The organism is Streptomyces sp. NBC_01717 (genome assembly GCF_036248255.1).
Lineage (GTDB): Bacteria > Actinomycetota > Actinomycetes > Streptomycetales > Streptomycetaceae > Streptomyces.
Genome location: NZ_CP109178.1, coordinates 8,619,796 through 8,640,999, shown reverse-complemented (window position 1 = coordinate 8,640,999; position 21,204 = coordinate 8,619,796). Strand labels below are relative to the sequence as shown.

Here is a 21,204-nt window from a genome sequence, read left to right as displayed (position 1 = left end):
CCGACCGGCCCGGTCCACGCCCCGCTCAGCCCATCCCCGGGTCCGGCCACGGTGATCTGCGGGCCCCGCGGCCGGCCGCGGCGGCGCGGGCCCGATCTCCTCCGGAGCCCTATCGTGAGAAGTGGGCGCCAACCGGACCGGAGGGGATGGTGTCGCGGTGAGCGAAGAGCATGCGGCGGGTGCCGAGGGCCTCGCGCTGTTCCCTCTGGACGAGCTTCTCCGCGAGCTGGAGGTCCGTATCAGCGCCGTACGGGGGACGCGGGACAGCCTGCACAGTCTGCTCGAGGCAGTTCTCTCGGTCGGGAGGGAACTGGACCTCGCCCAGGTACTGCGCGGAATCGTGGAGGCTGCCGTCGAGCTGGTGGACGCCAGGTACGGCGCGCTGGGCGTGATCAGCAGAGAGGACCGGCTCTCGGAGTTCCTCACGGTCGGTGTCGACGCCGAGCAGCGGGAGCGGATCGGATCCCTGCCCAGTGGGCACGGCATTCTCGGAGAGCTGATCCGGCATCCGGCGCCTCTCCGGCTGGCTGAGCTCTCCGATCATCCGTCCTCCTACGGCTTCCCGGCCCATCACCCACCGATGCACTCGTTCCTGGGGGTGCCGATCCGCGTCCGCGAAGAGGTCTTCGGCAACCTCTACCTCACCGAGAAGCGCAGTGCGAGGGAGTTCGACGCCGAGGACGAGGCGGTGCTGTCCACCCTCGCGGTCGCAGCGGGAGTGGCGATCGAGAATGCGCGGCTGTACGAGGAGGCCCGGCGACGTGAGCAGTGGAACGCTGCGAGCGCCGAGGTGACCAGCATCCTGCTGTCAGGAGCGTCCGGCGCCGAGGTCATGAAAGTGATCATCGAAAGCGCCAGAAAGATCGTCTCGGCGGAGTTCGGGGTGATAGCCGTGCCCTCGGGTGACGGAGGACAACTCCGCAATGCTCTCACCGTCGACGCCGACAACCCGCTGCGGTGCGAAATTCCGGGGCCCGGGGAGAGCTTCGTGGGAGCGGCGTTCGAATCGGCGGAGCCGGTGGTCAGCAGTGATCTGGAGCATGATCCGCGGCTGGGGCAGGACGTGTCACGGTACAGGGGGCTGGGGTCGGCGGTGGCGGTGCCCATCGGCCAGCGCGGGAGCGTGCGCGGAGTCCTGCTGCTCGCCCGCAGCTCCGGCCGACCGGAGTTCCGTCCCCCTGAGATCTCGCCACTGGCGGGCTACGCCGTGCAGGCTGGCCTGGCCATGGAAGTCGCCGATCGACGCAGTGACGCCGAGCAGATCGCCCTGCTCGAAGACCGGGACCGGATCGCCCGGGATCTGCACGACCTCGCCATCCAGCGGCTGTTCGCGACCGGTATGACGTTGCAGAGTGCACTCAAATTCGTGCAGCACCCGGAGTCCGCCGAGCGCCTGGAACGGGCCGTGAACGATCTCGACGACACCATCAAGGTCATCAGGTCGACCATCTTCGGTCTGCGGACCCACGAAGACGGCTGGCGGGCCCACGCGGTGACGCGGCAGGTGACCGCGGCCATCGAGGCTGCGGCGCCCTCGCTGGGTTTCAGACCCACACTGCGGGTCGACGGTTCCATCGACGCCGAGGTGCCGCCGGCGGTGTGCGGTCCCCTCATCGCGGTCCTGGGGGAGGCACTGAGCAACACAGCCCGTCATGCCGCCGCTCGCAACGTCGACGTGCACGTCGAGGCGGCCGCAGGCAAGGTGACACTGACCGTCACCGACGACGGCGTGGGGGTCCCGCCAGGAGCTGCGCGAAGTGGACTGCACAACATGCAAGAGCGAGCCGTCGCACTGGGAGGCGTGTTCCGTCAGGACGCCCCGCCCGGGGGAGGAACCAGGATCGTGTGGCGGGTGCCTCTGCCCGGCACGGAAACGGACGGCTGAGCAGCGCGCCCGGTACGGCCTGCGCGTCGCACAGCGGTCAGGGGACCTTCGGCCCTCGCCCGGGCCCCTCCGGCCCTCGTCCGGCGCAATGCCGTGGTGGCAACGTGAAGGATGCCCCGACGTGGCAAGGAGGAATGATGACGAGTAACGCTTCCGGCCCTCCGCAATACGGGGTGGTCGTGGTCGGCACCGATGGTTCGGCCGCTGCCGGTTCCGCACTCCTGTGGGCGGCCGCTGAAGCGGCACGGAGAGACAGCCCGCTGCGTATCGTCCATGGCACAGACACCGAGAACCGGGCCGCGCACATATCCGTGGAGACGCTGGACCGGATCGGGAAGGCCGGACGGGAGCTGCTGGAGAGTGCGGCAGCCGAAGTCGCCCGGCACTATCCCGGCGTCGAGGTCACGACCGAACTCAGCCGGAGCAAGCCGGCGGTCGGCCTGCGCGCGGCGGCCGGAACGGACGGCACGATCGTTGTCGGCAGCCGCGGACTGGGCGGGTTCTCAGCATTGCTGCTCGGCTCGGTCGGGCTGCAGGTGGCAGCGGACGGCGAGGTGCCCGTCGTCGTGGTCCGCGACGACGGGCAACGCGAGCGGGCGGGTGTCGTACTGGCTGCCCTGCGCGGGGCAGCAGACCTGGACTGTGTCCGCCATGCGGCACGGGCCGCCGAACTGCGAAAAGCCTCACTGCGCATGTTGAGCGTCTGGAACGTATTCCAGTACGTGGGCCTCGTCGCTCCTCTGATGGATGACGTCGACGAGATCGCCCACCGGCGCTCCAACGAGATCTTGACGGTCACGGACCGGATCCGTGAGGAGTTCCCCGGCCTGACCGTGTCGACGGACGTGGAGAAGGGCAACTCGACGGCCGGTGTGCTGGTCGAGGCATCACGCGACGCCGACCTGCTGGTCATGGCGGGCGGGCGGGGTCATCGCCTCATCGGGCCGTCGCTCGCTCGGGTCACCCATGCCGTGCTCCACCATGCCCACTGCCCGGTCCTGCTCGTGCCGCGTGCCGGGGTGGCCGCAGAACCGGAACAGGAGAAGTCATGACCAGCAACGTGGACCCCTCCGAAGTGCTCGTCGGTGTCGACCTGAACAGACCGTTCGACTTGCCGCTCGTCTGGGCGGCCGACGAGGCCCACCGCAGAGGGCTGACCGTGCGGCTCCTGCTGGCCGTCCCTCCGACGCACCACGGCCACCACGTGGACAGCACCGCACAGCATCTGGCCCTGCGCGCCCACGGAAGCGACGCGCTCGCGCAGGCGGCAGCCCGTATCCACGAACGGCACGGGGACCTCGAGGTGGTCACCGAGCTGCTGGACGGAATGCCTGCCCCTTTGCTCTGCCGACACAGCCTGCAGGCGGGCATGATCGTGCTGGGAACGCGCGGGCTGGGCCGCCTCGCGGAATTCCTGAGCGCGGGTTCGGTGACCGTGCCGGTCAGCGCGCAGGCCCCCTGTCCGGTCGTCGTGGTGCGAGAGCCCGAGCACGTCACCCAGCAGCCGCCCCACGTGGTCGTCGGAGTCGACGGCAGCCCGGCCTCGGACGCGGCTGTGGCTTTCGCCTTCGAAGAGGCAGCCCTGCGTGGCGCCGAGCTCCGCGCCCTGCTGGTCCGGCAGCCGTCCATGGTCTCGTTCAGGGAGTCGGCTTCGGCGGAGCCGGAGCGGCTCAAGTTGCTGTCCGAAGCGGTCGCCGGGCCGTCCGCCGAGTATCCGGACGTGCACGTCACGCACGAGGTGGCACGGGGGCACCCCGTGGAAGAGCTTGCCCGGGCCTCCGAGGGCGCCCTGGCTGTCGTGGTCGGCCGACGAGGTCGGGGTGGATACACGGGCATGCGGCTCGGCTCGGTGGTTCATGGTCTGCTGCACCGGGCGCACTGCCCCGTCATCACCGTGCCCGCACCGTCTGCCGTTCCCGCACCGTGATCGGCCGCGATCGTTCCGGCGCCGCGATCCGGCCGCGATGGCGCCCCGTCCGCGCCGGTGAGGCCATCGGCTGTGGTGCGCCATTTTCAGCGTGCTTCAGCCCCGGGTGGGCGGTCCGCTCAGCCGGGGCGACGGCTCAGGTGCCGTCGGTCAGCCCGCTTCCGTGGGGGGCGTACAGGTCGAGCAGCCGGGCCCGGGTGGACTGCAACCGGTGGGCCACCACCCGGGCGACCCACAGAGCCACGGCAGTGGCCAGTTCGGGATCCGCCTGGCACGCCTGGCGTACCTGAGCCGCGTCCAGCTCGTATGCACGCACCAGTGTCATCGCCTCTGCTCCCAGCTGCCACACATAGGGGCTGAACAGCCAGGACCAACCGATGAGTTCACCATGGCCGAGGGACTCGATGACCGCCGGGGGGCGTCCCGGCACACAGAAGTCGAGAGTGACCGTGCCGGTCCGGACGATCCAGAAGTGGTCCGCGCTCTGTCCTTCCTCAAAGATGCGTGTCCCTTCGGGGAACGACACTTCCGTGGCGAAGTGCATGAGCCGGTCGCGGTGCTCGGTGCCGAGCGACCGAATGGTCGGAGAGGTCATGATCGGGTCTCCTCCGCAGGGGCGGCATTCTTCGTCGGTGAGGTGGCGAGAGGCGGATGGATCTCTCTGCGGTCCCGTGCCGTCTCGACGCCACCTCCGACGGACCTGCTACCAGTTTCCACCGGATTTCCGGTGGTCCGCAGGGGCTGTCCGGGGGTGACCGGGGGGCCGACCGGCCCCAAGGGCTGTCCCGTGGTCCTTGGCGGGACCGTGGTCGGCCCGGCTTGCCGCCGAGCGGGTCGGCCGTACCCGTCGGCGCTCGTCCACCGCTCCGGCCAACTGCCGCTCGCCTTGGGCCGAACGTCCCCCATTTGGGACCGATCGTCCCTCCCGCCGATCCGGTGCGGGTGTCACGGTGGCGACACGGGGTTCTTCCAGCCGCGGGAAGAAAGGCGGTGGGGACGATGGAGCTGCCCGTGGTCGTGGGCGTGGACGGATCGGATTCCAGTCTCCGGGCAGTCGACTGGGCCGCGGACGAGGCGGCCCGTCACGGGCTCCCGCTGCGACTCGTGTACGTCTCCCGGTGGGAACGTTACGAGGCGGCAAGCCTGCAGCAGAGCCTGGAACGCCCCTCCGAGCAAGTGCTGGCGGACAGCGTTGTGACCGACGCAGCCGCACGTGCCGCAGTCCGCAACCCCGAGGTGCCGGTCACGGCCGAGGTACTGGCGCAGGACACGGTCACCGCACTGCTGGACGAGGGGCACAGGGCCACCATGCTGGTCACGGGTTCGAGGGGCCGCGGCCAGCTCAAGGAGCTCCTGCTGGGTTCGGTCAGTCTGGCCGTGGCGGCCCGCGCCCACTGCCCCGTCGTCGTGGTGCGCGGCGACGCCGCAGGAACAGTCGGCGCGCACGGCCGCATCCTTCTCGGTGTGGCCGAACCGGCACGGGGAAGGGCTGCCGTCGCGTTCGCGTTCCGGGAGGCCGCCGTCCGGAAATGTGAGATCGACGCCGTGCGCTCCTGGCGTCGCCCGGGGTACGAGGGAGCCGGCCTCCTGCGCGACACGAGCGCCCCTGGCATCTCCCGCGAGATGCGCGCGGAAACGGAGCTCGATCAAGCCCTCGGACCGTTCCTCGGCAGACATCCCGATGTCGCCGTACGCCGCTCCACGGTCGAAGGGCCGGCCCATCAGGTGCTCGTACACCGCTCCGCCGCCGCCGACCTCCTCGTCGTGGGAGCACCGCGCCGGCACGGGCGCGTCGGCCTGCAGATCGGCCGTACGGCCCACGCGGCACTCCACCATGCGCACTGTCCGGTCGCAGTGGTGCCGCAGCCCCAGTGACGAAGCGAGAGGAGGGCGTCCTCGATCGCGACCGAGGACGCCCTCCGCGCCGTCATGCGGGCACATCGACGACGTCGTGCTGCACGCCGCCGAGCACCACCTTGAGTGCGCCGGTCTCGGCTGCGGCAGCGAACACTTCGTACGCCTCCTCCATCTGGGCGAGGTCGAAGTGGTGCGTCACCAGTGAGCCCGTGGACAGACGACCGGCGGTCAGCATGCGCAGCAGGACGGGCGTGGAGTATGTGTCCACGAGCCCCGTCGTGATCGTCACATCCTTGATCCACAGATCCTCCAGGTGGAGGTCTGCGGGCTTGCCATGCACCCCGACGTTTGCCACCCGACCACCCGGGCGGACCACCCTCGTGCACAGTTCGAAACTGTCCGGTACACCGACCGCTTCGATGGCCACATCGGCCCCGAGGCCTTCGGTGAGGTCTTCGACGAGTTGCTGAGGATCTTCTCCCGCGTTCACCACGGCGTCCGCCCCGAGTGCACGTGCCGCCTCCAGCCGGGACTGCGCGATGTCCACGACGATGATCCGCCCCGGGGAGAACAGCCGGGCGGTGGCGATGGCGGCCAGCCCGATCGGACCGGCGCCGACGATGACCACGGTGTCGCCCGGGCGGACGCCGCCGTTGAGCACCCCCACCTCATAGGCGGTGGGCAGGATGTCGGAGAGCAGCACGCCATCCTTATCGTCCACCGCGGCCGGGAGCGGGTACACCGACAGGTCGGTGTACGGGACGCGCACGTACTCGGCCTGCGTGCCGTCGATCAGGTGTCCCAGTGCCCATCCGCCACCGCCCCGGCACTGCCCGTAGCGCCGCTCGCGGCAGAAGCTGCAACGGCCGCACGAGGAGATGCAGGACACCAGCACCCGGTCCCCGGGACGGACCGTCCGCACGTCGTCGCCCACCTCTACGACTTCCCCCACGGCCTCGTGGCCGAGCACCCGGCCCGCTGTCACCTCGGGCAGGTCACCTTTGAGGATGTGCAGATCGGTGCCGCAGATCGTTGTCGTGCCGATTCGGACAATGGCGTCCGACGCGTCCTCGATGTCCGGGTCCGGTACCTCGTCCCAGGAACTCTTGCCCGGCCCGTGGAAAACGAATGCCTTCATCGCGATCGCTCCCTGGTGCGCGTTGCTCCGTAGCGCCCTTCCACTGCCATCCTGTGCCGGAGTGCCGCCGACGTGCATGGGCCGGTCGGTACCCAGAACGGGTGCACCGGCTCAATCGGAGAAGCCTGCCGGAGAGCGAGAGTGGAACTGCGCCCGCAGGACGAGGGCTCCGGGCCGGCGCACGCGGTACCGGGCACGGTCGATGTTGAATGGGAACCCAGCCGTCCCGCCGGGGAGATCGCAGGCTCCACGGAACACGGCCATGAGCCGTCCGGCCCTGGCGCAGCAGGAAGATGTGGGCAAGGCAGGGGCCGGAACGCACGAGCGGGCAAGGGGCAACCATGGATGACGCACCCCAGTTCTCGGAATCAGCACCCATCAAGGTGTTCCTGCTCGACGATCACGAAGTCGTACGCCGGGGCCTGCGTGATCTGCTCGACACCGAGCCGGACATCGTGGTCGTCGGTGAAGCCGGCACCGCCGACCATGCGCTCGCCCGCGGGCCCGCGCTACGACCGGACGTAGCAGTCCTGGATGTACGTCTGCCGGACGGCGACGGCATCACCGTCTGCCGAGAACTGCGATCCCGCATGCCCGGCCTGGCCTGTCTGATGCTCACCTCGTTCGACGACGACGACGCGCTGCTGGACGCGATCATGGCCGGTGCCGCCGGATACGTGCTGAAGCAGATCAAGGGATCGGACCTTGTCTCCGCGGTCCGGGCCGTCGCATCGGGCCAGTCCATGCTCGATCCCGCCACCACCACCCGTTTGATGAGGACGCTCCGGCACGACGACACCCCTGCCTGCGCTGCGGACGACGCCCTTTCGGGGCTGTCCCCCCGCGAGCGCGAGATCCTGGACCTGATCGGCGAGGGGATGACGAACCGCCAAATCGGCAAGCAGCTCTTCCTCTCGGAAAAGACCGTGAAGAACCACATTTCACGGCTACTTGCCAAGCTGGGTGTAGAACGCCGCATCCAGGCGGCTGTCATCGCAACCGAGGCCCGCCCTCGCTCCCCCTACGCCGACGGGAACCACTGAAAAACAGCGGGGCAGGGGCGCGGGGCCTGAACTCGCCGTGGCGCAACTCGTAAAATTCGGCCGCCTCTGCATGGACGGTCATGTAGCCCCTCGCCTGTAGCCACCTCCGGCCCGCGCATACGCACGGCCAAAGACCGGGATTCCCCGCCGCTTCGCGCGAATGACCCAACCCTGCCCACCGCCAATACGGAATGCTTATCCAGCATTACGGTGAGCGAATTGGGCGCCTTCGATATGACGCAGGCCACATGACCTGGGTCACTCTTGTGCCGATTTGAGGCATTTGCCGTGTGGGGTGAGCCATATGACGGGCGTCACTCTGAAGCTGAATAGTAGAGCACCGAGGCCCGCTCCCCGGTCGCGCGCGACCACTTCTGCCATAATTTTCTGCACCCGATACTAATCGCAGTAGTAAGAGGTGGGCATTGACCCGGGATTCCCTCCCGATTAACAATTCTTGGCATCACCCCCCGACAGAACAGGAATTACCACGTGCAGATCACCGCGATGCCCAAGAAGTTCGCCCGCATGACCAAGACCAAGAAGATCTCGCTGGGCATGTTCGCAGCCGGCGCCGCCGTCATGGCCGGCACCGTCGTCAGCGCCCCGGCCGCCTCGGCCGCCACCCCCGCCCAGTCCGGCGGCAACGTCGACACCTGGATCAAGCAGTCGCTGGAGATCCTGCACAAGCAGGGCATCCCGGCCACCTACGAGGGCATCCACAAGAACCTGATGCGCGAGTCCTCCGGCAACCCCAACGCCATCAACAACTGGGACTCCAACGCCATGAAGGGCATCCCGTCCAAGGGCCTGATGCAGGTCATCGACCCCACCTTCAAGACGTACCACGTCGCCGGCACCTCGACGAACATCTACGACCCGGTCGCCAACATCACGGCCTCCGCCAACTACGCCGCGCACCGCTACGGCTCGATCGACAACGTCAACTCGGCCTACTGATCCGGCCCGACGAAGCACCCCGGTCGCCCAGCAAGTCCCGGGCGACCAGCGCCCCAACGAGACCCACCGGGCGCAGAACCACAGGCCGCGTCCCCGCGACCGGCCTGCCGACGACAGCCGTTCCCGCAGCCACCGACGGCACGCCCCACCCCAGGCGCGCACAGACGCACAGGCCCAGCGCAGCCGGGGTCACGCCCCCGCACCGCGCCCTGCTGAGGGAAGTAGCGTCCACTCACCATCGAAGTGTCGACGCACACCCACCAGCCGACGCCCAGCACTGCTGTCGTGAGGCCACGGACGACGCTCGAAGACCCCCACTGAACGGCGCCGGAATCGAACTGCGCAGCCAGGTCGGAGGGTTCAGTCCTGGGCCAGTTCTGCCAGGGCATCGAGACGGGTGGGTGTCCAGCCGAGCTCCCGGCGGGCCCGGGCGCCGGTGAACTGCTGGTCGAGGGCGAACGCCTCGGCGATCGGGCCCATCCGCTGCACGGCCTCATCGAGGGTCAGCGAGTCGAGGCTGCCCGGGCATCCCGCGGCGTGGCTGAGGGCTCGGGTGACGACCGCCAGCGGGATGTTCTGTCCACTGACCCCGGCGTAGACGGACCCGGCCGGGGCATTCAGGGCCAGGACGAACAGCGCGGCGATGTCGTCGACGTGGACCAGTGCCCAATGGTTCGAGCCGTCCCCGATACAGGGCACAGCACCGGCGGCGCGCCCCGGCTCGACGAAGAACGACTGCACCAGCCCGCCGGAGCGGCCGTAGACCAGTCCTGGCATCACCACCACCGGGCGCCCTCCGGTCGCGGCCCGTGCGAGCACGCGCTTCTCGTTCTCCAGCCGCCAGGCGGTGATGCGCGGCGGCCTCAGTGGGGCGTCCTCGTCGACGACACCGTCAGTGTCTCCGTACACCCACACCCCACCGGTGTGCACATAGGGGCGGCTTCCCGCGCCGTCCTGCAATGCCTCCGCCGCTCCGCGGTCGACGTCCGCCGTGCCCTCGGCGTAGTCCACCCCGAGATGGATGACGCCGTCGGCCCGGCGTGCCGCCTCCCGAAGGACATCGGTGTCGGTGAGCGCCCCCGCGACAGGAGTGGCGCCCAGGTCCGAGACTGTGCGCGCGGAGTGCTCGCTGCGCGTCAGCGCCATTACCTCGATGCCATGGCGGATCAGCGCCTGAACGGTGGAGCGGCCGATGTAGCCGGAGCCGCCTGTGATGAAGACCTGCATAGCCCTCACTGTCCTTTCGGAGGGCGGCGGGAGATACGCCGCCACCTCCACCTTCGCGCCGTGCCCTGTACGGCGTCCAGGGCCTCTTCCGTCACCGGTGACGTCCTCGGGGCATCACGGGTGACGGAAGCGGACGCCACCGGATGTCGCGACGTATGCCGGCCTCTCCTCGACGGCAGGACTCGCGGCCTTCACCGGCCACCGACAGCGCGCCCCTCCGGCGGCCTGCGTGCGGCGTACGCTCCCGCGGCTGCCGCCAACAGCATCACGCAGCCCGTGAAGATCAGTCCGGCTTGGCGCAGCCCGAGCCATGTGGCCAGGGCACCGACCCCGACCACCGGCACCGAGATCCCGGTGTAGGCGACGACGAAGAACGCCGAAATGGTGCCGCCACGATGCTGTGCCGGGGCGGCACTGCTGACCAGGGTGAGCGCCGCGCGAAAGGCCAGTCCCTGGCCGGCGCCGCCGCACAGAGCACCCAGGACGAGCAGGAGCAGGGATTCGGCGATCAGTGACGACGCCACCAGCAGCAGGCCCACGACGAGAATGCCGCACCCCACCGGGAGCGCGAGGCGCGCGCCGATCCGTTGGGTCAAGGACTGTCCGACGGTCGAAGCGAGAAACACGGAGAAAACCACGGCGCCGGAGACAGCCAGGTTGCGCACACCCAGCGTCCGCGCGTCAAAGCTCGGCGCGACCGCCGTGAACAGCCCGAGAAGCGCGAAGCCGGCGAACGCCGCCAGCGAGGCGGGCGGGAACACACCCTTCACTTCGGGAGGCACCGTGACTCCCTGTGGCGTCAGAGGTGGCCATCTCTTCGGCTCCGTCACGGTCTCCGGCAAGAACCAGGTGATCACCGCGGCCACGGCCACCAGCCCCAGGTGGACCCAGAACGGCAGCATCAGCGGCCAGGGCGTGTACTGCGCGAGGAGGCCGGAGAGCAGTGGCCCGCAGCCCAGACCACCCATGTTCGCCGCAGTGGCGGCGAAACCGGCACGCGCCTTCTGTCCAGGACCCGCCAACTCGATGACGGCCGCTGTTGCCGCGCCGCTCAGCAGGCCGGCCGCACATCCGGACAGCAGTCGCCCCGCGAAGAGCAGAGGCAGGCCGCTCTGCAGGAGGAAGCATCCCGCGCTCGCGGCCGACAGACCCATGGCGCACAGCAGCACAGGTCGGCGGCCCACCTCGTCCGAGTAGTTTCCCGCCACCAGGAGCACGGTGATGACCGCGACGGCGTACACGGCGAAGATCACGGTCACCAACAGCTCGGAGAACCCGATCTGTTCCTGGTAGAGCCCGTACAGCGGAGTGGGCAGCGTGGTCCCGGCCATCCCGATGGCGAACACCACTGCCGCAGCCGGATAGCCCGGCCGCCGACGGCCACCTGCATTCCCTGCACCGCCACGAACGATCACGCACGTCACCCTACGAGCGGCCCCGCACTGCAGCGGCGACCGGCACGAGGTGGCGCGCCGCTCCGCAGGAACGTGAGCGCGGGGTTCTCATGTCGTCTCCCCCGTCGGCGCAGGATCCGCCGTGACTCGTTTCACCGCTGCTCCATCCCGGTTCGACCGGCAGGGCTTCCCACAGCCGGGCGCTGCGAACCGGCAGGATCACGCCCATGGTGCACCGACCCTCGATCCCCTCACCCGAAACCGCCATGACCCTCGTGACAGGCGCTGCCGGCGACGTCGGCCGGCGGGTGGTGGAACGCCTACGCGGCGACGGTCTCCCGGTTCGTGCATTCGTGCACCGGGACGACGAGCGCGCCGCCGAGCTCCGCGGCCTGGGGGCGGACGTCGCCGTGGGCGATCTGACGCGCGCGGCCGACGTCGTCCGGGCGCTCGACGGCTGTCGCCGGGTGTACTTCGGACTGAGCGTCTCCTCCTACTATCTGGAGGCGACTGTGACCGCGGCAGCGGCCGCCCTGGACCACGGGCATCTCGAGGTCTTCGTCAACATGTCCCAGCTGACGGTCTCCCAGATGACGCTGGCCAGCACCAGCGAATCCAGGCAACAGCGTCAGCACTGGCTCGCCGAACAGACCCTCAACTGGTCCGGCCTCCCGGTGACCCACATCAGGCCCACGGTGTTCATGGAGAACCCGATCTTCCTGATGGCCATGGCCACCGACGTCGCGCAGGACGACACCATCCGGCTTCCCTTCGGATCGGGCCGTACCTCCCCGGTCGCCATCCAGGACGTGGCCGAGGTGGCGGCCACCGTCCTTGCCTCGCCGGACGCCCACGTGGGCCGAACCTACGGCCTGACCGGAGAGGGCTCCCGCGACATGACAGCCATCGCGGAAGAACTCACCGACGCATTGGGCAGAGACATCACGTACGTCGACATCCCCCACGACGAATGGGTGCGCACCAGGCTCACCCCTCTGGGCCTGCCCGAGCACATTCGCGAGCACCTCTCCACGATGGCTCGCCTCCACGCCGCGAACAGGTACGACCGAGCCACCGACGATGTAGCGCTGATCACCGGTCATCCCCCGCTGAGCTTCCGCGACTTCGTACGGAGCCATTCCGCGGCCTTCACCGACGCGACGCGCACACGCTGACCGGCCGCGACTAATCGAGGCGGGATACCTGGTAGTGACTGATGTACCAGCGGTCCTCAACGCGCTTCACCAGTACGCCGAGATGGACGCCCACTGTGGGCCGGTCGGTGAACGAGAAGTCGACGCTCAGGTAGCCGAGCACGAGGCCGTCGGCGAGCTGCCTGGTTTCGAGAACCCGATACGCAGCCGTCATCCCGAGGGGTTGGGAGTCGTAGTAGTCGGCGACGCCCTGCCGTCCGATGCTGTAGGGGCGCAGGCCCTGGAAGATCGCGTCCTCGGTGAAGTGGGAGGCGACCCGCTGCGGTTCGTGCCCGTCGACGGCGGCTTTCCACTGGTCGAGGACACCGCGCAGGATCGTTTCGCTGTCTGTCGTGCTGTTCATCAACGTTCTCCTGTCAGGTGGAATGGAGACACACTGCTTCCTGTCCGGGCGGGTCACGATGCCGGTTTCCATGTCGGCGCCGGGCTCGGGAACAGCCATGATGGGACTGCCCGCAACGACGCCGCGTGCATGGCCAGGCCGATGAAGGCGCGGGGCGGGGGGCCCGAACGGCCGTCCCCCTCGTGGCCCGCACCAAGAGGGCGCCGGCTTCGACCCTGGCATGGGCTGTCCGAACTCGGCCTCGACGCGCCCCGCCCGACTGCAACCACCGCACGACGGGCCCTCCCCAGCGGGACACCAGGGAGGCTGCAGTCGTGCCTTCGGGTCAGCGGCCGGCGCTCTGGCCGCCGTCGACGTGGAGGATCTCGCCAGTGACGAACGGTGCGTTCTCCAGGTAGATCACCGCGTCGACGATGTCGCTCATCTCGCCCATCCGGCCGACCGGCTGCAGTGCGGCGAGCATCTCGTGGGTCTCCTCGGCGTGCATGGGGGTCTTGATGATGCCCGGGGAGACGGCGTTGGTGCGGATGCCACGCTTGGCGTACTCGATGGCGAGGGACTTGGTGGCGGACTGCAGGCCGCCCTTGGTCAGCGAGGCGAGTACCGAGGGGACGTTGGAGTCGGCGTGGTCGACCAGGCTGGTGGTGATGTTGACGATGTGTCCGCCGCCCTGGGCGAGCATGTGCTCGATGGCCAGCTGGGTGATGCGGAAGAACCCGAGCAGGTTCACGCCGGTCGCCGTGGCGTAGTCGTCCTGGGTGTACTCGTGGAAAGGCTTGGCGAGGAAGATGCCCGCGTTGTTGACCAGGGTGTCGACACGGCCGAACCGCTCGACGGCGGCGGCGATGACGCGTTCGGCGGTGGCGGGGTCGGCGATGTCGCCCTGGATGGTGACGACGTCCGCGTCCTGCGACTCGGCGACAGTCCGCGAGGTGGCGACGACGCCGTAGCCGAGCTTGCGGTAGGCCTCGACGAGGCCGGCCCCGATGCCCTGCGACGCGCCGGTGATGACTGCGACCTTCTGGCTCTGAGTACTCATGCTGATCTTCTCCGAAACGGGATGTGTTCCGACCGATTACTAGCCGACCGGTCGCCTATTGAGAAGGTAGACGACCGGTCGAGAAAGAGTCAACGAGCGCCGGCGTCAGTCCAAGGACCGGCTTCCTCATTACTGGTAGGCGCAGCCTCCCAGCCCGGGCGGACTGGCGTCGGGATGGAGCTGCCGCCGTTTCTCCGGAGGAGCGAAACTGCCTACTGCCAGTGTGCGCGGCTGTCGGGCCGCCAGGCGCCCGGGGCGTCGATTCCCAGGCCCCCGACGCCGTCGCAGAGCGCGTCGACGACGGCACGTACCGCTGGGCGGGCCTCGCTGCCGCGCCAGACCAGGAACCAGGGCCAGTACACCTCTGGTCCGCGGACCGGGCGTTGAACCAGGTCGGGCGGCAGCTGGGCGGACTGACCCTTGGGCGAGTTGATGACCGGGCGGCCACTGCGGCGGACGTGATCGAAGAAGGCGGAGCCGGTGATGCCGCCGTCGGAGATGTGTACGGCGCGCGCCCCGGTCTCGCGGGCCAATTGTTCGGCGTAGAGGTTCCAGGACGACCAGGAGGTGGTGTCGTCGTCGAGGAGGACGTCGGTGTCCCGGGCGAGTACGTCACTGGCGTCATCGCCGGTGGCGACGGCGTAGAGCCGGTCGGCGCCGATGAGCCGCGCTTGGAGGCCGTGCTGTTCCAGGTCCTCGGTCCGCACCCAGCACACCGCGAGGTCCAGGCTGCCGTCGGCGACTCGGGCGGCCTGCGTGTGGGAGGGCGCGATCCACGCATCGATGTGGAGTTGGGCCACCGCGGGGGTGCGGGCGACGATGTCTGCCGGGAGCCAGTTGACGTAACCGAGCCGGACCCGCTCCGCTCCGGAAAGCCGGCCGGCTCGGCGCTGGAGGTCGTCAGCACGTTCCAGCAGGGCGCGGGTGTGCGGGAGCAGGGCCGCCCCGGCCGGAGTGAGGGTCACCGAGCGGCGGTCACGGTCGAACAGGCTCACACCGAGGTCGCGTTCGAGCACTTTGATCTGCTGGGACAGCGAAGGCCCGGCGATCAGGAGCCGCTCGGCGGCCCGACCGAAGTTCAGTTCCTCGGCGACCGCGACGAAGTACCGCAGTTGACGCAACTCCACGCCCGCCATGCTACGTCCGGTGGGAGGCTGCGCCTACAAGCACCGAGGATGCCGGTCGTGGCGTCGGCCCTCGTGGCAGGTACACGATGGCCGCAGGGAAACCGTCCACACCAGTGGCGTACCGGCGCGAACCGGGCGCCGAACCGAACGGAGCAGAACCATGCGCGAGTTCCTGGTCGAGATCACCACCACCATCCCCGAGGGCACCACCCAGGAAGAGGTCGACCGGCGTCGCGCCGCCGAAGCCGTCCGCGCCAAGGAACTGGCCGCCACCGGCCACCTGGCCCGGCTGTGGCGCCCGGTCGGCGAACTGCGCAGCATCGGCATTTGGCGTGCCGCCGACGAGGAAGAGCTCCACGCGAAGGTGCTCGGCACGCTGCCACTGCGCTCGTGGATGTCGCTCGACGTCACCCCTCTCGAGTCCCACCCCAACGACCCGGGCCGGACCGACACCACGTCCTGACCCACGGGCCCCCTTCCGACATTCACCGCCGCCGTCACGCGGCCGCAGCGATGAGCCGCGCCCTGGCCCGCATACGCGCACGGCCCCACGAGGACTTCGTCATGAGCTCGCGAACCCAGCGCCGCTTCTCCGCCCGATCCAGCGGCCCGTTCCGCTCGCCTTGGACCCACGTCGCGCAGGCCGCCGCAGCGCTCGCCGCGGGCATGGGGGTCGGCCGCTTCGTCTACACCCCGATCCTTCCTCTGATGCACACCCAGGCAGGGCTGTCCTCCGCCGCGGGCGCGAACCTGGCCACCGCCAACTACGTCGGCTACCTCGTCGGAGCGCTGCTGGGCATCGCGTTGCCCGCGCTCGTCCGCTCACCCGCAGTGCTGCGCGGTTCCCTGATCGTCCTGACCGGCAGCCTCGTCGGAATGCCCGCCACCCACAGAACCACCGTGTGGATCGTGTTGCGACTGCTGGCCGGCCTGAGCAGCGCCCTGATCTTCGTCGTCGCCGTCAGCTCAGTCCTCAGCCACCTGCGAGATCACCCCGCTCACCTGCCCGGCTGGGCATTCGGTGGAGTCGGCGCAGGGATCGCTCTGTCCGGTCTGCTCGTTCTCGTCCTGCGCTCCGTGGCCGACTGGCGGGCCGCCTGGTGGGCGTCGGCCGGACTCGCCGCCGTCTTCGCCGCTGTTTCGTGGAATCTGCGTCCCGAGGGCACGCCCGCGTCCGGCGTCAGCTCCACGACGGGGCCCGCCCATCGACCGGGTCCACGCACGCACCGCTGGTTCACCGCCCTGTTCGCCGCCTACACCCTGGAGGGCATCGGCTACATCGTCGCCGGCACGTTCCTGGTCGCCGCGATCGAGCAGAGCTCCCCGGGCTGGGCAGGCAGCGGCGCCTGGGTGCTCGTCGGTCTGGCTGCCGTACCGTCCTCGGCGCTGTGGGCCTGGCTGGGCCGGCGCTGGTCCCGCCCCGACCTGTTGTGCGCCGCCCTCGTCATCCAGGCGGTCGGCATCGCCCTCCCCGCGCTGATCGGCGGCGTGACGGCCGCCTTGGTCTCCTCGCTGCTGTTCGGCGCGACGTTCCTCGGCGTCAGCACCATCGCCCTGGCTGCGGGAACCCACCTGCAGTTCCCCCGGTCGGTCGCCCTGCTGACCGCCGGCTACTCGGTGGGCCAGATACTCGGCCCGCTGGTCGTCACCCCACTGCTTCACCACGGCTACCACCAAGCCCTGGTCCTGGCCGCCCTGGTGGTCCTCGCCGCCGCCGGTGCCGCCGCCGTCCTGCGGATCGGCTTCCCGCACCACCTGGCCGTTGCGCGGAGCACGGTCCCCTGATGGCGGTCCGCACCGGCGGAAACCACGTCGGCTCGGACCGATCGCCCTTGACGCCCCTTGCCGCCCGCCGTTCAGCCCCCGGTGCCGCCCGCCGCGCCGGGCGGGAGTGTCAGCTGCCCGCCAGTGCCCCCTGCGGTGCGCGAGCACCGAGCAGGGCCAGGCAGTTCGCCCACAGGGGGCTGAGCCGGTGGGTGTTGTTGTAGAGCTTGGCGAACAGCACCTGGCCCTCGAGCTGGGCGACGACGGACCGTGCGGCTTCCCGGGTGTCGGTCACGGTGACCTCGTCGCGTTCAAGAGCCTCGGTGATGACCGAGTCGACCATCTCGACCTGTGCGTCGAAGATCTCCTGCAGTCGGGTGCGGATGGCCTCGGTCTGGTTGCTCATCTCCAGGGTGAGATTCCCGAACAGGCAGCCCGAGACGGTGCCGCAGCTCTGCTGGCCGGCGCGCTGGCCCTCCTCCGTCACCTCGAACAGCTTCCGCAGCCGGTCCAGTGGTTCTGCGTCGCTGGTCAGGATGCCCGTCCAGTCCTGCTTCTGGCCGGCCCAGTGCTCGTCGATGACGGCCAGGGCAAGGGCCTCCTTGGACTCGAAGAAATAGTAGAAGCTGCCCTTGGGGACATCGGCCGCCTTGCAGATCTCGGCCACGCCCAGCGCCGAGTACCCGCGCAACTCGATCAGCGACTGCGCGGCACTGAGGATCTTCTCTTTGGCGTCACTTGTCCGTCCCATGTCGCGAGTGTACGACCGGTCGACCATCACTTACTAGACCGGTCGGCTAGTAGAAGCTGACCGCCGTGCGTCACCCCGGAGGAAACACGGGTCAGCCCGTGCCCGCCAGGTCTCTGTTGCACAAGGGGCATCGCTCCTTGCCGTCCCAGGCGTGCCAGCCGAAGACGGCAGGTACCAGGGACTGCCCCTCCAGTTCGTCGCGGACCGCGACTCGGTACGCCCACACGCTCGCGATGTACGGGTGGTAGGCGTCGTGGAAGGTGGGCGAGGAGACAGGCGCCCCCGCGGCGACGGCGCTGCGCAATGCACGAAGCTGCTCGAACATCGCCTGGCCCGCGCCGGCAACCGTCGCGCTGGCGTCGATGAACAGCCTCTCCCGTACCTCGTAGAGCCTGGCGTCGGTCAAGGCCGCGCGGCTGGCCGACTCCAGGTCAGTGGCGGCATCAGGGGCCTGCGCGAGCCGGCGCAGCTGCGTATGCGCGGCGCCCGCGGCAGCGATGAAATCGATGTACGCCTCGCGGCGCCGCGCGCCGAGGCCGCGGTCGACCTCCTGTCGCGTGCGCAGACGGTCGGCCAGAACGGTTCCCGATATCGCGATCACGGCGCCGCCCAGCGTCGCAACCAACGTCCCCCACTCCATGCGCACTCCCCCTGCCCGCCGGCTCGGACGGCACCGTAGCACCACGCCGTGGACCGCGCAGGTGGCCACGGGGGCGGCCGTCCACGCTGCCGCGGCTGCGTACTCGAGCGCCGCCGGCGTGGCAGGGCCGGCCGCACAGCTCCGCAGAGCCGCCCCGCGTTCGGCGTCGGTGTGGACGAGCGGCAGCACGGTCCCGTCGGCGGAACTCGACGCCGACGGAACCGTGCTTGCGCGCCCCGGCTAGGAGGAGCGGGCGCTGCGGCCACGAGCGATGGCCACCCCGGCTGCGACCAGCCCCAGAACGCCCGCGACAAGCCCGGCGATGCCGAGGCCGCGTGCGGTCGAGTCACTGCTCGACGCCTTGGCTGTGGCCTTCGGCTCCGAGGGCGAGGCAGTCATGGGTGCGCTCTCGTCGCCCGCGGTGCCGGCGGTGAGCTTGAGGACGGGCGCCGGGCTCTCCGGCTCCTCCGCGCCCTTCTGCGTCTCCTCGATCCAACGGACGACCTTGCCGTCGGAATAGGTCTGCAGCGTCTTGAAGCCCAACTGATCGGTGTCGTCCGGCAACTGGCCGAAGGCGACATCGAAGTCCTGGTACTCGCCGGATCGGATCCGTCCCCCGGACCAGGTGATCTGGGAGACGGCGTCGGTAATGGTGCCGTCGTCGGTCTTGACGGGGGTCTTGAGCCTGGTGGTCGTCACCTTCGCGGTCCAGCTGTCCTGAGGGGTGACGAGTACGCCCAGGACCGGGTGGTCGGTGGGCAGGAAGACCTGCACCTTGGTGGTGTCGGCAGTGTCCTCCTCATTGGGCACGCGGAAGGTGAGGACGCCGTCCGTGGCGCCCTTGGCGTAGCTGTCGGGGTGGACGGTGACGTGCGCGAAGGCGACGCCCGCGGCGGTCAGGACGCCGGCGGCCGCGAGGGCGGCAACGGTGCCTGCCCGGCGCAGGGCGGTGCGTGTCGAGAACATGACTGGAACTCCGTACTGGGGTCAGTGGATTCAGGGCGCGTACGGGCTCCTGGTGGGCGGTCCTCGACGGTGGACGGCATGCCGCAGCAGCACCTGCCGGGTCGGCCGCAGCTCACCTGCGATCCCGTGCACGAAGCCCACTGAGACCGGTGCGACACACAGCCCTCTCCGTACGTGCCACCGGACCACCAGCCCCGGTACCCACGCGACCGCCCGGCGCAGCAGGGACCACAGCGCGGCCTCGCCGCGTCGCAGCCACCAGGTCACGAGGACGGCCGTCGCGACATGGACCGCGGTTGCGTGAGGCGTCAACGCATGCTGATGGGCCATGCGCAGGCCCTGCATGCCCAGCACAGCATGAGGCCGTCCGGCGTCGAATGCGACGTGCAGCCCGCCCTGGGCGGCAAGCGTCCCACCACCGATGCCCGCCAGCGACCGCTCCCGGCCACCCAGCAGGCAGCCGCCCGCGAAGACGGGCACGAACCCGACGGCCTGCACCCATACCGGTGGTGCCGCCCCCGTCGCCAGCGCATGGCCCCCGGCAGCCAGCAACACGCCCAGCACGGCGAACACCACCGCACGCACACTCCGTACCGAAGGGGACGCCCTCATGGCGCCAGATACTCCCACGCGAAGCGAACGGTTCTCTCTGACTGCCGCATCCGCCTCGTCGTCGACTGAGCCGACGTACCGACCAAGGGGTGGAGCCCCGTGTCGGACGAGACGGACGCCGCTTCCCTGCGGCGGGACGACCGTATCGTGACAGTGATGCCTCGCCGGCCGGCCTGCGGGCAGCGGAGGTGCTGCGGTACCGGCGTTTCACCAGGTCGCTGACCATCGGCGGTGATGAACTACGAACCCCGCGAGCGGCCGCATTGTCCGAGCAGGTACGGCTCGGGCGGGTCGGGGCCGACGAGACCGCGCTGCCTCGGCGCCGCGAGATCGACGCCGACTGGTGTCCGGGCGTCGCCGCCCGTTCCCGGACAGATCGGTCCGGACAACAATTCCGCAAGGAGCACCTCATGTCTGTGAAGCACGAAGACCTCGACCTGCGCCCCCTCACCGCCCTCGTCACCGGGGCCACCTCCGGCATCGGCCGGGCGGTCGCCGAGCGGCTGGCCGCCGACGGAATGTCCGTCGTCGTGACCGGCCGCAACGCCCAGCGCGGCGCCGAGACCGTCGACGAGATCACCGCCGCCGGCGGCGAGGCCCGGTTCGTCCAGGCGGACCTCGAGGATCCGGCCGGCATCGACCGGCTCGCCGCCGAAGTCGGCGAGATCGACGTCCTGGTCAACAACGCAGGGCATGCCGTCTGGGCCCCGACCGAGGAGATGAAGGTCTCCGACTACGACGCGATGTTCGCCGGCAACGTCCGCGCGGCCTTCTTCCTCGTGGCGGCGTTCGCCCCGGCGATGGCGGCGAAGGGATCGGGCAGCGTGATCAACATGGGCAGCATGGCCGGCAGCCTCGGCCTGGCCAGGGCAGCCGCGTACGGCGCGACCAAGGCCGCGCTGGCCTCCCTGACGCAGAGCTGGACGGCCGAGTACAGCGGCCGCGGCGTCCGCTTCAACACCGTCGCCCCCGGCCCGGTCTACACCCCAGGCGCGCCCCGCGAGCTGTTCGACACGATCGCCGAAACCACCGCGATGAAGCGCGCGGCCGACCCCGCCGAGATCGCCGAGGTCGTGGCATTTCTCGCCTCGCCGAAAGCCGGCTACGTCACCGGCGCGACCGTCGCCGTCGACGGCGGCCGCACCGCCATCTGAACCCTCCCGCTCCGGGAGGAAACGCTCGTGAACACACCGCTCATGGGCTGAGCGCCGTCGATGCTGCCGACGCCGAGCGGCTCGCTCGCCGCGCAAGAGCACGACTCTGTCCATCGACGGGGTCATATCCGCCTCCGCGGTCGGCCTACGGGCCGCCTTTGAC

22 protein-coding genes are annotated in these 21,204 nt (G+C 69.8%); 11 read left to right on the top strand and 11 right to left on the bottom strand.

The window, feature by feature from the left end; all coding sequences use genetic code 11:
- Positions 1-157 precede the first annotated feature (157 nt).
- The 3 genes from OHB49_RS39120 (at position 158) to OHB49_RS39110 (ending at position 3,812) form a co-directional block, all read left to right on the top strand.
- Positions 158-1,885: a sensor histidine kinase gene (locus tag OHB49_RS39120; RefSeq protein WP_329165674.1), complete on the top strand. Its 1,728-nt coding sequence runs from the start codon at positions 158-160 to the stop codon at positions 1,883-1,885.
- A gap of 137 nt (positions 1,886-2,022) precedes the next feature.
- Positions 2,023-2,937 carry a universal stress protein gene (locus OHB49_RS39115; protein ID WP_329165672.1) on the top strand — a complete coding sequence of 305 codons (915 nt, stop codon included), beginning with the start codon at positions 2,023-2,025 and terminating at the stop codon, positions 2,935-2,937.
- Positions 2,934-3,812 carry a universal stress protein gene (locus tag OHB49_RS39110; protein ID WP_030980503.1) on the top strand — a complete coding sequence of 293 codons (879 nt, stop codon included), beginning with the start codon at positions 2,934-2,936 and terminating at the stop codon, positions 3,810-3,812. The genes OHB49_RS39115 and OHB49_RS39110 overlap by 4 nt, the downstream gene beginning before the upstream one ends.
- A gap of 136 nt (positions 3,813-3,948) precedes the next feature.
- On the opposite strand, the gene OHB49_RS39105 is transcribed toward OHB49_RS39110, so the two are convergent.
- Positions 3,949-4,407: a Crp/Fnr family transcriptional regulator gene (locus OHB49_RS39105; RefSeq protein WP_329165669.1), complete on the bottom strand. Its 459-nt coding sequence runs from the start codon at positions 4,405-4,407 to the stop codon at positions 3,949-3,951.
- A 404-nt stretch (positions 4,408-4,811) separates the two neighbouring features.
- Between OHB49_RS39105 and OHB49_RS39100 the strand changes: the two genes are divergently transcribed.
- Positions 4,812-5,687, top strand: a complete 876-nt coding sequence (locus OHB49_RS39100; protein ID WP_329165667.1) for a universal stress protein — start codon at positions 4,812-4,814, stop codon at positions 5,685-5,687.
- A 52-nt stretch (positions 5,688-5,739) separates the two neighbouring features.
- Here OHB49_RS39100 and OHB49_RS39095 read toward each other — a convergent pair whose 3' ends face one another.
- The gene (locus OHB49_RS39095) at positions 5,740-6,807 is read right to left on the bottom strand and encodes a zinc-dependent alcohol dehydrogenase family protein (protein ID WP_329165665.1); all 1,068 of its coding nucleotides are present in this window, start codon (positions 6,805-6,807) and stop codon (positions 5,740-5,742) included.
- Positions 6,808-7,148: 341 nt separating this feature from the next.
- On the opposite strand from OHB49_RS39095, the gene OHB49_RS39090 reads away from it, so the two are divergent.
- Both OHB49_RS39090 and OHB49_RS39085 read left to right on the top strand, forming a co-directional pair.
- Entirely contained in the window at positions 7,149-7,850 is a 702-nt protein-coding gene (locus OHB49_RS39090; RefSeq protein WP_329165663.1) for a response regulator transcription factor, read from the top strand.
- Positions 7,851-8,357: 507 nt separating this feature from the next.
- A complete protein-coding gene (locus OHB49_RS39085) occupies positions 8,358-8,810 on the top strand; it encodes a transglycosylase SLT domain-containing protein (RefSeq protein ID WP_030981007.1) in 453 nt (150 codons plus the stop codon).
- A gap of 360 nt (positions 8,811-9,170) precedes the next feature.
- On the opposite strand, the gene OHB49_RS39080 is transcribed toward OHB49_RS39085, so the two are convergent.
- Together OHB49_RS39080 and OHB49_RS39075 are read right to left on the bottom strand one after the other, a co-directional pair.
- Positions 9,171-10,037, bottom strand: a complete 867-nt coding sequence (locus tag OHB49_RS39080) for an NAD-dependent epimerase/dehydratase family protein (protein WP_329165660.1) — start codon at positions 10,035-10,037, stop codon at positions 9,171-9,173.
- Positions 10,038-10,228: 191 nt separating this feature from the next.
- Positions 10,229-11,452 (bottom strand): MFS transporter, encoded by a 1,224-nt coding sequence (locus OHB49_RS39075; protein ID WP_329165658.1) that lies wholly within the window; start codon positions 11,450-11,452, stop codon positions 10,229-10,231.
- 206 nt (positions 11,453-11,658) lie between these two features.
- On the opposite strand from OHB49_RS39075, the gene OHB49_RS39070 reads away from it, so the two are divergent.
- A complete protein-coding gene (locus tag OHB49_RS39070) occupies positions 11,659-12,606 on the top strand; it encodes an NAD(P)H-binding protein (protein ID WP_329165657.1) in 948 nt (315 codons plus the stop codon).
- A 10-nt stretch (positions 12,607-12,616) separates the two neighbouring features.
- On the opposite strand, the gene OHB49_RS39065 is transcribed toward OHB49_RS39070, so the two are convergent.
- From OHB49_RS39065 to OHB49_RS39055, 3 genes are all read right to left on the bottom strand, one after another.
- The gene (locus OHB49_RS39065) at positions 12,617-12,988 is read right to left on the bottom strand and encodes a YybH family protein (protein WP_030976697.1); all 372 of its coding nucleotides are present in this window, start codon (positions 12,986-12,988) and stop codon (positions 12,617-12,619) included.
- Between the two features lie 325 nt (positions 12,989-13,313).
- Positions 13,314-14,027: an SDR family NAD(P)-dependent oxidoreductase gene (locus tag OHB49_RS39060; protein WP_329165653.1), complete on the bottom strand. Its 714-nt coding sequence runs from the start codon at positions 14,025-14,027 to the stop codon at positions 13,314-13,316.
- Positions 14,028-14,239: 212 nt separating this feature from the next.
- The gene (locus OHB49_RS39055; RefSeq protein WP_329165651.1) at positions 14,240-15,163 is read right to left on the bottom strand and encodes a LysR family transcriptional regulator; all 924 of its coding nucleotides are present in this window, start codon (positions 15,161-15,163) and stop codon (positions 14,240-14,242) included.
- 151 nt (positions 15,164-15,314) lie between these two features.
- Here OHB49_RS39055 and OHB49_RS39050 point away from each other — a divergent pair, with 151 nt between their 5' ends.
- Positions 15,315-15,617 carry a muconolactone Delta-isomerase family protein gene (locus tag OHB49_RS39050; protein ID WP_329165649.1) on the top strand — a complete coding sequence of 101 codons (303 nt, stop codon included), beginning with the start codon at positions 15,315-15,317 and terminating at the stop codon, positions 15,615-15,617.
- A gap of 101 nt (positions 15,618-15,718) precedes the next feature.
- Positions 15,719-16,939, top strand: coding sequence for a YbfB/YjiJ family MFS transporter (locus OHB49_RS39045; RefSeq protein WP_443079612.1), 1,221 nt, complete (start codon positions 15,719-15,721; stop codon positions 16,937-16,939).
- Between the two features lie 109 nt (positions 16,940-17,048).
- Here OHB49_RS39045 and OHB49_RS39040 read toward each other — a convergent pair whose 3' ends face one another.
- Together OHB49_RS39040 and OHB49_RS39035 are read right to left on the bottom strand one after the other, a co-directional pair.
- Positions 17,049-17,669 (bottom strand): TetR/AcrR family transcriptional regulator, encoded by a 621-nt coding sequence (locus tag OHB49_RS39040; protein ID WP_329165648.1) that lies wholly within the window; start codon positions 17,667-17,669, stop codon positions 17,049-17,051.
- Positions 17,670-17,760: 91 nt separating this feature from the next.
- Positions 17,761-18,309, bottom strand: a complete 549-nt coding sequence (locus OHB49_RS39035; protein WP_329165647.1) for a CchlQ — start codon at positions 18,307-18,309, stop codon at positions 17,761-17,763.
- Here OHB49_RS39035 and OHB49_RS39030 point away from each other — a divergent pair.
- Complete coding sequence (locus tag OHB49_RS39030; protein ID WP_329165646.1) at positions 18,308-18,553, top strand: hypothetical protein; 246 nt, start codon at positions 18,308-18,310, stop codon at positions 18,551-18,553. The genes OHB49_RS39035 and OHB49_RS39030 overlap by 2 nt on opposite strands.
- Here the strand turns inward: OHB49_RS39030 and OHB49_RS39025 are convergent.
- On the bottom strand, positions 18,550-19,275 hold the full coding sequence (locus OHB49_RS39025; RefSeq protein WP_329165645.1) for a YcnI family copper-binding membrane protein: 726 nt from the start codon (positions 19,273-19,275) through the stop codon (positions 18,550-18,552). The genes OHB49_RS39030 and OHB49_RS39025 overlap by 4 nt on opposite strands.
- A 30-nt stretch (positions 19,276-19,305) precedes the next feature.
- A complete protein-coding gene (locus OHB49_RS39020) occupies positions 19,306-19,887 on the bottom strand; it encodes a hypothetical protein (protein ID WP_329165643.1) in 582 nt (193 codons plus the stop codon).
- Between the two features lie 410 nt (positions 19,888-20,297).
- Here OHB49_RS39020 and OHB49_RS39015 point away from each other — a divergent pair, with 410 nt between their 5' ends.
- Positions 20,298-21,041, top strand: coding sequence for an SDR family NAD(P)-dependent oxidoreductase (locus OHB49_RS39015; protein ID WP_329165642.1), 744 nt, complete (start codon positions 20,298-20,300; stop codon positions 21,039-21,041).
- Positions 21,042-21,204 lie beyond the last annotated feature (163 nt).